Consider the following 12,597-nt stretch of genomic DNA (forward strand, 5'->3'; position numbering starts at 1 on the left):
GCGGGCGCGTCGACGGCAGCCGGTCGTCGACGCGCCCGCTCAGCGGTGGATCGGACGCGTCGTGAAGAGCCGTGCGCCCCGCGACCATTCGTCCCGGAGGAACTGCTCGGCGTACATGCCGATGGGGGTCTGCCCGCGGAGCGTCGCCGCTGTCAACCGGGTGCGCGACGTGCCGGTGAGCAGCGCATCGAAGCCGAGCGGGTGGTCGACCACCCCCGAGATCCGGCGCAGCCGGGTATGCAGGGCGGCGGCCCCGGTGACGCGCATGGCGCGACGGAGCATCGCTCGCGGAGCAGAGACCGCCCCGCTCCCGGAGACCGTCGCCGGCGCGGGGAGGCCGAGCTGCTCGGCATGATCCCGTTCGATGAGGGACCGATACCAATCACGTGACTCGATCGCCGCGTCGGGGGCCTGCTCGTAGAGATCCCAGAGCTGCAGATCATGGAGCGGCAGGGCCCAGTCGAGCCCGAAGTGCTCATAGGCCCGGACCGAGTTCAGGATGTACTTCACCTGGCGCTCCCGATGGAAGAACCAGCGGACGGCGCTCATCGTGCTCCGGCGGGAGCCGTCCACGGCCGCCTCGCGGAGGAACTCGGCGAGAGCTGCGCGCACCTTCGGGTTCCCGCTGACCGCTTCGGGCCGAGAGCGCAGATCGAACGTCCACGGGGTCACGGCGGCGAGGATCTGCTCCCCGGTCGGGTTCGGCACGTCCCGGAGCGCGGCGTCGCGTGCCGCGCTGACGACGGTGTGACCAGGGATCACGATGCTGGCGGGCGCGAGCGCGCCCGACCGCGTGAGCATGCGCACGGCGTACCAGTCCTGGATGTGGGGGAGTGCCGCTCCGCCGGACGACTCCCGGAGGAAGTCCGCGGTCTCCGGCGACTGCCACGCCTCCTGCATCCGGGCCGGATGCAGCTCGACCTTCTGCCAGGGCAGCCCCAGGGCGGCGGCGATGCGACGGGACGCCTCGGCCTCCGCCGCCCCCGGCAGCCCGTAGGTGTAGGTCAGCACGTGCGGGTAGCCGCTGCGCGCCAGGCGGGTCGCCAGGAGACGGGAGTCCAGCCCCGCCGAGAGGGGCAGGGCGATCGTCCTGCCGTCCGCAGCCTCGATGAGGCGGGCCATCGCGTCGTCGACGCCCTCGGAGAAACGTTCGGCGAAGACGTCGAGGCTCTCGAGCGGGGGAGGCACCGGCTGGAGGCGGAGAGGCCGTTCCAGGCGTGAGGCGACCCGGCCGTCCCGCAGGTCGATGGTCACCGTCGTGCCGGCGGGGACCTGGTGCACGCCGGCGAACAGCGTGTCGGAGCCGATCACGTATCCGGCATGGAGGAACTCCTGCATGCACGCGGCGTCCAGCGGGGTGTCCGGGACGGCATCGGCGATGTCGAAGGCGTTGTCGGCGACGTGGATCGCATCCTGGCCGATGCGGTAGTACAGCGGCCATGACCGGAGGTGGTCGGTGGCCAGCGTCAGCACGGGCCCATCGCGCCGCACGAGGCCGAAAAGCCCTCCCGCGGCGCGGAGCTCGGCGACGTCGCAGGAGGCAGGTGCCGAGGCGCCGCGAGCCCGGCGCAGCTGCACGTCTGCGGAGCGGTGATCCCACAGTCGACTAAGATGACGCTCGACGGTCAGCACGGGTCCTCCTCGTGGAAGCGCCGCCGCGTCAGATGCTCACGGCGCAGCTGCCCATCCTAGTCACGTCGTCGGAGAGGTCAGGCCCCTATGGTGTCGCGAATGCGTGCGGCGATCGAGAAGCTGACGACCAAGTACCCGACCTTGCGCAACATCACCGTCCTGTTCAGCGGGGCGGCAGGCGCACAGGCCGTCGTCATGGCGGTCTCGGTGTTCACCGCTCGCATCTTCAGCCCCGAGGTCTTCGGCCAGTTCGCGATCTACGGGTCGCTGACCGCCATCGCCGTCACGGTCGCATCGCTGCGCATGGACATGACGATCATGCTCCCGGAGGACGACGACTCCGCGCGGCGCATCGCGAAGGTCGCGACGATCAGCAACATCGTGGTCGGAGGCCTGTTCTCCGTGGTCGCCGTGGTGGGGCACGAGTTCATCACCGCGTACTACGGGGACGAGGAGCTCGCCTCCTGGCTGGCCATGGGCGGCGTCACCGTCTTCCTCGTGGCGCAGGTCTCCGTCCTCCAGTACTGGTTCAACCGTCGCTCGGACTATCCGACCATCGCGCTGAACAGGCTCCAGCAGCAGATCGGGTCGGCGGGCGGGCAGCTGACGCTCGGTGCCCTGGGGCTGCGCAGCGTCGCGGGCCTGATCTTCGGGACGCTCGCCGGGCAGGCCTTCGCCTTCTTCAACCTCCGTCGGAAGTCGAAGGAGCTCCTCGCGCCGATCCCCGAGGGGACGCCGAGCGCAGCCGAGCTGCTCAGCACATATCGCAGGATGCCCCTGCTGAACCTGCCCACGGCTCTCGTGGACTCCGTGCGCACCAACGGCATCACCCTTCTCATCGGCAGCGTCGCACTCGGCGCGGTGGGCCAGTTCAATCTGGCCTGGCGCATTCTCCAGGTGCCCGTGTCCCTCATCAACAGCGCGGTCTCCCAGGTGTTCTTCCAGAAGCTGGCACGGGTGAAGCCCGGCGAGATGTACCCTCTCGTGCGGATCACGATCATCCGGGGCCTGCTGCTGTCGGTGGTCCCGTTCGGCCTCATCTACCTGCTGGCGCCGTGGATGTTCACCTTCGTCTTCGGCGAGCAATGGGACCAGGCGGGCGGCTTCGCCCGCGCGCTCACGCCCTGGTTGATGTTCCAGCTCGCGTCCTCTCCCGTGTCCACCGTGTTCGTGGTCACCGAGACGCAGCACTGGATGCTCATCTTCTCGATCGTGTTCTGCGCGGTGCCCCTGTCCCTGCTCTACTTCTCCCCGCTGCCTCTGCTCACCACCGTCTACTGGCTCGGCGGGGTGATGGCGGCGATGCTGGCGCTCATGCTGGTCATGTCGCTGTTCGCGGCGCGTCGGTACGATCGCAGATCCCGCACGCTCGGCGGTTCCGATGCCCCCGTGCCGGATGCCGGTTGATCCCTCGATGCTTCCGAGAGGAGCGCTCCCCATGAGAGTCCTGGTCGTCCCCTCCTGGTACCCGACCCATGAGCAGCCGATGAACGGCTCGTTCTTCCGCGAGCAGGCCCAGATGATGGCCGCGTCGGGGTGCACCGTCAGCGTTCTCAGCCCGCGGCTGGTGCGGGGCGCTGCGTGGCGAGGCCCCCGACCCGTCGTCGAGCAGGACGGTGCGGTGAGGACGGTCCGCTTCGACGTGCCGGCGCTTCCCCAGGCGCTCCAGGGAGCCGAGCGGGAGCTGCTGCGTCGCGGCGCGCTGGCCGCCTTCCGCGCGCTCGGAGCGGAGGTCCCGGACGTCATCCATGCCCACTCCGTGCATCCGGGCATCGTCGTCGCGAAGGAGCTCGGCCTGGAATGGGACCGCCCGTTCGTGCTCACCGAGCATCGCCCCTCCTCGCTCACGAGCCCGCGGACGGCGGCCCGCCGACGCGAGATCGCCCGCGCGGTGTCCCAGGCCGCGAAGGTCGCGACCGTCAGCGGGCCGTTCGCGCAGGAGATCGGTGCGCACTACGGCCGCGAGGACGTCGAGGTGGTCGACCTGCCCGTCCCGCAGGACTTCCTCACCTCGACCCTCCCGGCGGCCGGCGACGATGACGGGTACACCTTCCTGCACGTGTCCCACCTCGACCCGAACAAGCGGGCGGCGGAGACCATCGCCGCCTTCGCCCGCAGCGGTGCGGCGCGGCACGGCCGGCTGGTGATCGTCGGGGGGAACGGCGAGCGGGTCGCCGCCCTGCGCACCGTGGCGCGCGAGGCCGGCGTCGCCGATCGCGTGGAGCTGCGAGGGCCGGTGAGCCGACGGGACCTGCCCGCGGTGATGGCCGAGGCGAACTGCCTGGTGCTCGCGAGCGCCGTCGAGGCGGGAGGGACCGTCATCAGCGAGGCGAAGGCCTCCGGGATGGCGGTCATCGCGACGAGGACCTGGGGCGGGCTGCACGGGGTGGACGAGAGCGCCGGGGCGCTCGTGGACGTCGACGACCCGGCCCAGCTCGAATCCGCCCTCGCGAGAGCCGCGGAGGAGGGCTGGGCCGTGTCCCCGGCGAGCCGAGAGCGGATCCGCGGGGCCGCGCTCGCCCGCTACAGCCAGGAGGCGTTCGTCGCCCGGCAGGGCCGGATCTATGAGGACGCCGTGGCGCACGGGGACCGACCGGCGATGATCTTCCACGCTCCGTACCCGATCGACCCGAACCCGACCTCGGCGAGCAGGCTCCGGCCCAAGCGCATGCTCGAGAGCTTCCGGGCCGCGGGACTGCGGGTGCACGAGGTCACCGGCGATCCGCGCGACCGCGCCGCGGGATACCGGGACGCGCGGAGGCTCCAGCGGGCCGGGCGGACGTTCGAGCTGCTCTACTCCGAGAACTCGACCCAGCCGAACGTCCTCGCCACGAGCATCCGCCGCGGCGTCGCGCCGCTCCTCGACGCCCGGATCCTGGCCTGGGCGCACAGGTCGCGGATCCCTGCCGGGGAGTTCTACCGCGACATCTACTGGCGCTTCTCGACGAAGCTCACCGAGGTCCGGACCCCGCGGAGCCTGCTGATGCAGCTCGCCTATCGGTTCGATCTCGAGGTCCTCCGCCGCACGGGGACGCACGTCTTCCTCCCGTCCCTGGCGATGGGGCCGGAGCTGCCCTATCCCCGGGATCGGTTCTCGGCGCTGCCGCCGGGCACGGACGTCCGGGAATCCCCGACACCCTCGGGAGTGCATCTGTTCTATGTCGGCGGGCTGGGAGCGGACTACGGCCTCCATGCCTGCGTCGAGGCCGTGTCCGCCACGCCCGGCGTCTCGCTGACCCTCTGCGTCCCCGAGAGGGACTGGACAGCGAACGCCGCGGCCTACCAGGGATACCTCAGCGACCGGATCCGGGTCGTCCATGCGACGTCCCGCGAGCTCGCGCCGTACTACGCGCAGGCGTCCGCGTGCGTGCTGTTCGTGGAGCCGACCCCGTACCGGCGCTTCGCCGCCCCGGTGAAGTTCTTCGAGTACCTCGGGTACGGGAAGCCGATCCTGCTGAGCGAGGGGACCCTGGCCGGCGACATGGGCGCCGAGCTCGGCATCGGGATCCCCATCGCCTACACCGCGGAGGCGTTCGCCGCCGCGCTGTCCGAGCTGCAGGAGGATCCGCAGCGGCTGCCCGCCCTCGCACGGCGTGCCGAGGAGGTCCGGTCAGCCCACACCTGGCAGGCACGGGTCCAGGAGGCGATCTCGGTGCTGCGGCCCGAGCTGACCGAGAAGCTCGCCGATCACCAGCCGCTCTCGCGGTAGCCGCGCAGCACCTCGTCCAGCGCGGCGTCCGGCGAATGGTGGCTCCTGACCCAGTCCCGGGTCGGGCTCCGTGTGTCTCCCGAGAGGGCCCCCAGCACGCACCGGACGATCGGCTCCGGGGCGTCCGGGAGGTCCAGAGCCGTTCCGCCCAGCACCGGCGGGCTGTCGAGCGAGGGATGCGAGCCGTCGTACCAGTCGGTGCGCAGCGGCATGATCAGGGGGACATCGGCCGCGAGCACGTCGAGCTCCGACGCGCCCAGGACGCCGGTGAGCTGGCCGACGCAGGCCGAGGCGCCGGAGATGACCGATCGGAAGGCGGCGTGGGGCATGGTCGGGATCAGCGTGGCCCCGGCGCGGGAAGCGTCCCCGGCACGGCCGCCCCAGTCCAGGCCCACCAGCACCGCCTCCGAGGGGGCGATCGCCTCGCGGAGGGACCTGACGAGCTCGATCTGCAGCTCGCCGCCCTTCGCCGCCTCCCACCGCGACGGGAAGAACACGTAGGGGCGACCCTCGCCGATCTCCCGCAGCGCCGGGGGGAGCGGGGCCGTCGACGGCCCGGGCAGAGGAACGGGGACCGGGACCAGGCGCGCATCCTCGCGCAGGTCCTGCACATGCCGGCGCAGATCGGGAGTGGAGTAGAACACCACCTGGGCGTCCCGCACCGTTCTGCGTATCAGCTCCCCGTGCTCCGGCTCGTACTGCCGGGTGCGGATATCGGTCCCATGCAGGTGCAGGGCGAAGCGCCGGCCGAAGGCCCAGCCGGCATGGCGCCGGGCCAGCGCATTGTGCACATGGACGCGGGGGACGGCGGCCCGCCGTCGCAGCAGCGATCCCTCCCAGAGGAGACCGCGGGCGGCTTTGCGCAGGAGGGCCGGCACAGCTCCGCCGCCGGGCGCGGCGGCGAAGGGCAGCACGTCCCACCGAGCGCCGCGCTGCTGCGCCGCACGGGACAGGAGCGTCGCCGTCGAGGCCGGATCTCCGAGATGGAGCATTCGCGAGTAGTTCGAGATCTCCGTCATGCGTCCCCTCCGTGCGTGGCGCCGCGTCGGTGACGCAGCTAACGGCTCAGATGTCGGTGCCGTCACGAAGGGCGGACCCCGCGCGGCGCACCGGCGCTCCTGTGACCGGTGACCACTAGACTCTGGCAACGCAACACATCCTAGGCGGCGACACGAGCCCCAGCGTGAGGAGGCACTTCGTGGCGTACCTGCCGGACTGGATCGCGATGGCACCGACCCTCGCCGCGCTGATCGCGATCGTGTACCTCCCCGGTCTGGTGTCCCTGCTCCTGGTCGGGGTGCGGCGGTCGCTGGCCGTCGCATTCGCCCCCGCATGGTCCTGCGGACTGGTGGGCGTCTCGACCATCCTCCTCGCTCTCGCCGGCATCCCCTGGGGATGGCCCTCCTTCCTCGCGGTCTCCGCGTTCTCGTGCATCTCCGGATCCGTGCTGGGCAGGTTCCTCGCGCGACGGGATCCGGAGGGGTCCATGATCGGCGGGCCGGAGCATCCGCTGCTGGGCCGCGTCATCGGCCGTACGACCGTGATCGTCGTCGTGGGCCTCGTGCTGGTGCAGTGGGTCGCCGTCGCGGCCACGCTCGGCCCTCGGTTCCCGAGCCAGCTGAGCGATCCCATGTTCCACTACAACGGCGTCAACGCCGTGCTCAGCACCGGGGATGCGTCGATGTTCGGCGCCCTCGACTGGAACTACGGCCTGCGTGTGCTGCCGGTGACCTATCCGTCCGTGTGGCACGCCGTCGTCAGCCTCGTGTCCACGCAGACCACGATCCTCCCCGCCGCGCACGTGATGAGCTACTTCGTGATCCCGCTGGTGTTCACGACCGGCATGGTGAGCCTGGGGCGCGAGCTGCTGCCCCGCCACCGGTCCTCGGCCCTGCTGACGGTGACGGTCTCCGCGGCGTTCGTCGCGTTCCCGGCGTATCTCCTCGTGGGCAAGGGGTTCTGGCCCAACGCCCTGGCGATCGCCCTGCTCCCCGGCGTCTCGGCCCTCGCGCTCGCGATCATCGATGACATGAGCCGCGGGGCTCTGCGGCGACACGCGGCGCACTTCCTGGTGTCGGCGCTCGTGCTCGCGGGCGGCACGGCGGGCATGGTCATCTCCCATCCCACCCTGGTGTTCACTATCCTCTGGGTCGGAGCGCCGACCGCGCTCGCGCTGATCGGCCGTTTCTTCGCGCGGGTGCGCCGTCGCTGGTCCCGCCGGCGCTTCCTCGCCGTCGCCGTCGCCACGGCGATCGTCGCGGGGACGGTCCTCGCCGGAGTCCTCTCGCACCCGCAGGTCCGCGCGGCGCTCGGCCGGCCGGTCCAGGGGAGCTTCGAGGACCTGTTCCCGCACATCGCGGCCACCCTGATCCTCTGGCCGGTGGGGCAGAATCCTCTCGTCCTGCTGTGCCTGTCGCTGGTCTCCGTGCTCGGACTCGCGCTCGGGATCGTCGCGGCGTCCCGGTCGGTGCGCACCCGGTGGCTCATCGGCGCCTGGGTCATGCAGGAGCTGCTGGTGCTCGGCGCGTACATCCCGATCCCTTTCGTCTCCCAGGTCGTGGGCCTGTGGTACGCCGATGTGTATCGCCTCTTCGCGATCCAGGTGATCTTCCAGGCGGCGCTGATCGGCACGGGCCTGGCGGCGCTCCTGCACAGCGGGTGGAGCCCCAGCAGGGTCCTGGCCCGGACGCGCCGCAGGCTCGAGCCGTCCGTCGGCGCGGCGATCGCCTTCGCCGCGGCCGACGGGACGCGAGCGCTGAGCGAGCTCGGGGTCGAGAGGGACACGTCCGTGCGCCATCGCGTCGACCGGTCGGTGGTGGTCCTGGTGATCGGATTCGTCGCCTTCCAGCTGGCCGTCGGGGCGACGGTCTCCTACCTCTCGGTCTACGACCGGGGCAGTCCGCGCTTCGCGCAGGGCGCGATCATCGGCAGCCCCGAGGAGCTCGCGCTGCTGGAGGGGCTCGAGGGGACCCTCGGGGACGGCGCGATCGTCGTCGGCGATCCTCTGACGGGGATCGGGTACGCCCCGGCCCTGAGCGACGTCGACTCCGTCTTCACCCAGTTCAACCGCCGCACGCTCGATGCGGACGGGAACTACCTCTCGCAGCACTTCCGGGAGATCGGCGCGGACCCGGCCGTGTGCCGCATCATCCGCCACTACGGCATCGAGTACTACTACCAGGACGATCCCGTGCAGTACCAGGGGGTCTCCCGGGACCAGGTGATGCCCGGGTTCTACGACGTGGACACCTCCGCCGGATTCACGCTCGTCGCCGACGCCGGCGATGCCCGGCTGTGGCGCATCGATGCCTGCGGCGGACCGGAGGACGACCCGGACCAGGACTGGTGGACCGGTGAATGGCGGAAGTTCCCGGTGACGCGCGCTCCGGCACCTGCTGCGCCCACGGCCCCTGACGCGGGCTGATCCCGCGCGGGGGACCGGCGAGCACCGGGCCGACCATGATCACGAGGTCAGGATGCGGCGAGCAGCCGTCCGAGGATCCCGCGCGCGACATCGGCATCGTGATCGAAGGAGAGCTCCCGCGACGCGCGGTCGGCATGGGCCTTCCACCCCTGGATCTGCTCCGGGGTGACCGACGCGATCGACTCGACGCAGTCCTCGATCTCGAAGCTGCGGGAGACCGGTCCGAGCTGATGCTCGCGGGTCAGGTGCGCCATCTCCTCGCTGGGGCCGACGGCGATCGCGAGACGCGCCTGCACGAAGTCGAAGAACTTGTTCGGCAGGGCGAGGCGACCGTTCGTCGTGAACGGCGGGAGCCAGTAGACGCCCATGTCGTACTGGTTGAGCGTGCCGGGAAGATCCATCGGCCCGACGGGCGGGAGGAAGCGCACGCGGTCCGATCCGGCGGCCTTCTCCTTCAGGACCCGCATGTACTTCCCTCCGTCGTTCGCGGGAACGAGGTAGAAATCCATGGTGAACCGCTCCGGGAGGCGGTGGACGACCTCGATCATCGCCTCGAGGTTCCGGCCGAGGACGGCAGAGCCGGAATGCACCAGGCGGACCCGGTCCTCCGGAGTCTCGGACGGGGCGAGATCGCGCCACTGCGATGAGTTGCGCATGGTGAGGGCCTCGACCCCGTAGCGCTCGCGGTAGAGGTCGCCGATCTTGTCCCCGACCGTCGTCACCGCCGCCATGCGGGGCAGGTACTCGCGGCACAGGTGATCCATCAGCGGCGCGACCAGGAGCCTCCATGACAGCACGTGCGTGCGCTCCTCGGGAGCCCATTCGTGCATGTCGGCCCAGATCGGTGCGCCGTCCGCGACGACCTCGGCGAGGGCGAGGATGCGCGCCTCGTTGGCGACGACGACGTCGAAGCGTCGCCCCCGCAGCGCCTCGAGCGTCCAGGCGATCGCCGGTGCTGCGAGCTCTGCGCTCCGCAGACGCCGCAGCGCGAGCTTCGCGACGCCCGGAACGGTCTGCGGAAGCGTCGTGAGATGGTCCGGGACCTGCAGATGCTCGTCGGAGCCTTCGGGCGCGGGGCCGTATCCCACGGTGGTGACCCGGCCGAACTCCTTCACGACCGAGAGCTGTCTCAGGACACGCGAGTCCCGGTGGATCGGGGACAGGCTGATGACGAGGAGCGAGGCATCTGGCACGCGGGCCAGTATAGGGGCGGAGTGTGAGCAGGCCCGGTCGAGGCCGGTGCGGCGGGGCGCCGGACTCCCCGGGTCGCGTTCCGTACAGTAGGCGTGTCACAGACGTCGTCTCCCGAGGTGGACCCCATGAAGATCCTGTCCGTGGTGGGCGCGCGCCCGCAGTTCGTCAAGCTCGCCGCCATCGCCGATGCGGCCTCGCGGCGCGAGGACGTCGAGCACGTGATCGTCCACACCGGGCAGCACTATGACGCGGCCATGAGCGACGTCTTCTTCGCCGACCTGCGGATCCCCGCCCCGGACGTCAACCTCGCGGTCGGCTCCGGTACGCACGGGCGGCAGACCGGCGCGATGCTCTCCGCGATGGACGAGGTCCTCGAGGAGCACCGCCCGGACTGGACCCTCGTGTACGGGGACACCAACTCGACGCTCGCCGGCACGCTCTCCGCGGTGAAGATGCACCTCAAGGTCGCCCACCTCGAGGCCGGACTGCGCTCCTTCAACCGGCGCATGCCCGAGGAGCACAACCGCGTGATGACCGACCACGCCGCCGATCTGCTGCTGGCCCCGACCGAGGTCGCCCGCGGGCACCTCGCCTCGGAGGGCCTGGCCGAGCGGACCCTCGTCACCGGCGACGTCATGACCGACGTCTGCCTGCGGGTGGCCGCCTCCGTGGAGGGGACCCCGCTGCGCCTGCCCGAGGGCATCGATCCCGCATCCGACTTCGCCGTGGCGACCATCCACCGCGCCGACAACACCGATGACCCCGAGCGCCTGGCCGCGATCGTGCGCGGGCTGCAGGAGCTCGAGCTGCCGCTGGCGCTGTTCGCCCACCCTCGCCTGGTCGCCAAGGCGAAGGACGCCGGCATCGCGCTGGCCGGCGGGGCCGTCCACCTGGGCGAGCCGCTGGCCTACCCGGATCTGGTCAACGCCGTGCAGCGCTCGCGCGCCGTGGTCACCGACTCCGGCGGCCTGCAGAAGGAGGCCTACCTGCTGGGGGCGCCCTGCACGACCGTGCGCACCGAGACCGAGTGGGTCGAGACCCTCGAGGGCGGCTGGAACGAGCTCGCCGCCGATCCGGCCACCATCGCCGCCTCCGTCTCCCGCCCGCGGCCGGCGGGGGAGCGCCCGCCCTACTACGGCGACGGCCGTGCCTCCGAGCGCAGCGTGGACGCCCTGCGGGAGCGCGCCTGATGCCCAGGGGCCGCAGCAGATCCGCTCGGCGGCACGGGGACGGACGTCCGCGCATCGTCGTGGCGACCCGCGTCTTCACGCCCGACCCGGTGGCCGCGGCCTTCCGCCAGGAGGCGCTGGTGCTCGCCCTCGAGAAGGCCGGAGCCGAGGTGACCGTGCTCACGACTGTCCCGCACCAGCGGGGCCCCGAGGTCTCGCGAGCACGCCATGTCTCCCGCTTCCCCGTCAAGCGCGACGCTCAGGGGCAGGTGCGCGGCTACGCCTCCTACATGAGCTTCGACGTGCCCCTCGCGCTGCGGCTCCTCCTGCGCCGCCGCGTGGACGCGATCGTCGCCGAGCCGCCGCCCACCACCGGCATGGTCACCCTGGTGGCCTCGGCGATCCGCCGGGTCCCCTACACCTTCTACGCGGCGGACGTCTGGTCCGATGCGACCGACAGCGTCGACGGCGTCCCCGGACCCGTGCGCGCCGCGGTCCGCTGGATGGAGACGACGGTGTGGAAGCGCGCCGCCCGTGTGCTGACCATCTCCCCGGGCGTGCAGCACCGGCTCGAGGAGCTCGCCGGGCGCCGCACCAGCTTCCGCATGATCGGCAACGGCATCGACACGGAGACCTTCACGCCCGACGGGCCGGCGAGCGCCGAGCAGGGCCCGTACTTCGTCTACGCCGGCACCGTCTCCGAATGGCAGGGCGCCGAGGTGTTCCTCGACGCGTTCGAGCAGGTCCATCGCGAGCACTCGGAGGCGCGGCTGCTGTTCTTCTCCGAGGGCAGCGGGCGCGACGCCCTCGAGGCGACGGTGCGCGAGCGCGGCATCGGCCGCGTCGAGTTCCGCGACAAGATCCCGCCGTCGATGGTCGCGGCGCACCTGCGCGGCGCCGTGGCGGGACTGTCCTCCATCACCCCCGGCCAGGGCTACGAGTTCGCGCTGCCCACGAAGATCTATGCGGCCACCGCCTGCGGCACCCCGGTCATCCATGCGGGGGAGGGCGCCGCGCACGACCGCATCCGCGACAACTCCCTGGGCTGGGCCTGCGACTACGACGCGGAGCAGGTCGCCGGGGCCATGCGTGCCGCCCTCGCCGGCCAGGACGTCCCCGGACCGGAGGCTCTGCGGTCCTGGACCGAGGAGAACGCCTCGCTGGCCGGCTGTGCGGCGAAGGCCGCCTCGGAGGTGCTCGCGACGATCGACCGCTGATCGGTCGCGGGGGCACGGGCGCCGCGGCGCCCGGCCCCGTCCGAGCCGGGCGGGACGTGCCGAACCCGACACGCTCCGGGTCGCGCGGGTCACCGCGCGCCGCATCGCTCAGCACGTAGTCTCGGGGCGCGGTCGTCGACCGTGCCCGCGGAAAGATCGCCTCTGTCCGCTCCGTCCCCGTTCTCGAGACCGCACCCGGACCGGGTGACCGGACCGCCCGGCGCGCGGGCGCTCGAGGAGACCTGACCATCG

The 12,597-nt window shown here is 71.7% G+C and carries 8 protein-coding genes; 5 read left to right on the top strand and 3 right to left on the bottom strand.

The window, feature by feature from the left end:
- Positions 1-39: 39 nt before the first annotated feature.
- The gene (locus tag BF93_RS11670; RefSeq protein ID WP_156954135.1) at positions 40-1,632 is read right to left on the bottom strand and encodes an asparagine synthase-related protein; all 1,593 of its coding nucleotides are present in this window, start codon (positions 1,630-1,632) and stop codon (positions 40-42) included.
- A 99-nt stretch (positions 1,633-1,731) separates the two neighbouring features.
- On the opposite strand from BF93_RS11670, the gene BF93_RS11675 reads away from it, so the two are divergent.
- The gene (locus BF93_RS11675) at positions 1,732-3,039 is read left to right on the top strand and encodes a lipopolysaccharide biosynthesis protein (RefSeq protein WP_051486883.1); all 1,308 of its coding nucleotides are present in this window, start codon (positions 1,732-1,734) and stop codon (positions 3,037-3,039) included.
- Positions 3,040-3,070: 31 nt separating this feature from the next.
- Positions 3,071-5,341: a glycosyltransferase gene (locus tag BF93_RS19050; RefSeq protein WP_051486884.1), complete on the top strand. Its 2,271-nt coding sequence runs from the start codon at positions 3,071-3,073 to the stop codon at positions 5,339-5,341.
- Here BF93_RS19050 and BF93_RS11685 read toward each other — a convergent pair.
- Complete coding sequence (locus tag BF93_RS11685) at positions 5,320-6,360, bottom strand: glycosyltransferase family protein (protein WP_038372844.1); 1,041 nt, start codon at positions 6,358-6,360, stop codon at positions 5,320-5,322. The two genes, BF93_RS19050 and BF93_RS11685, sit on opposite strands and share 22 nt — an antisense overlap.
- Before the next feature lie 179 nt (positions 6,361-6,539).
- On the opposite strand from BF93_RS11685, the gene BF93_RS11690 reads away from it, so the two are divergent.
- Positions 6,540-8,765, top strand: a complete 2,226-nt coding sequence (locus tag BF93_RS11690) for a DUF6541 family protein (RefSeq protein ID WP_038372845.1) — start codon at positions 6,540-6,542, stop codon at positions 8,763-8,765.
- Positions 8,766-8,812: 47 nt separating this feature from the next.
- Here the strand turns inward: BF93_RS11690 and BF93_RS11695 are convergent, their stop codons facing one another.
- The gene (locus BF93_RS11695; RefSeq protein WP_198025422.1) at positions 8,813-9,958 is read right to left on the bottom strand and encodes a glycosyltransferase family protein; all 1,146 of its coding nucleotides are present in this window, start codon (positions 9,956-9,958) and stop codon (positions 8,813-8,815) included.
- A gap of 126 nt (positions 9,959-10,084) precedes the next feature.
- Here BF93_RS11695 and wecB point away from each other — a divergent pair, with 126 nt between their 5' ends.
- Positions 10,085-11,149, top strand: coding sequence for a non-hydrolyzing UDP-N-acetylglucosamine 2-epimerase (gene wecB / locus BF93_RS11700; RefSeq protein ID WP_038372849.1), 1,065 nt, complete (start codon positions 10,085-10,087; stop codon positions 11,147-11,149).
- A 59-nt stretch (positions 11,150-11,208) separates the two neighbouring features.
- Positions 11,209-12,345, top strand: a complete 1,137-nt coding sequence (locus BF93_RS11705; protein WP_232226346.1) for a glycosyltransferase — start codon at positions 11,209-11,211, stop codon at positions 12,343-12,345.
- The last annotated feature ends 252 nt before the right edge of the window (positions 12,346-12,597 follow it).

The sequence above is a fragment of the Brachybacterium phenoliresistens genome (assembly GCF_000576425.1).
Classification (GTDB): Bacteria; Actinomycetota; Actinomycetes; order Actinomycetales; family Dermabacteraceae; genus Brachybacterium; species Brachybacterium phenoliresistens.

What these genes read in the sequence shown, in the direction of transcription:
- BF93_RS11675 (WP_051486883.1), top strand. Translation starts at nt 1,732, where the DNA reads ATGCGTGCGGCGATCGAGAAGCTGACGACCAAGTACCCGACCTTGCGC.
- BF93_RS19050 (WP_051486884.1), top strand. Translation starts at nt 3,071, where the DNA reads ATGAGAGTCCTGGTCGTCCCCTCCTGGTACCCGACCCATGAGCAGCCG.
- BF93_RS11685 (WP_038372844.1), bottom strand. Translation starts at nt 6,360, where the DNA reads ATGACGGAGATCTCGAACTACTCGCGAATGCTCCATCTCGGAGATCCG.
- wecB (WP_038372849.1), top strand. Translation starts at nt 10,085, where the DNA reads ATGAAGATCCTGTCCGTGGTGGGCGCGCGCCCGCAGTTCGTCAAGCTC.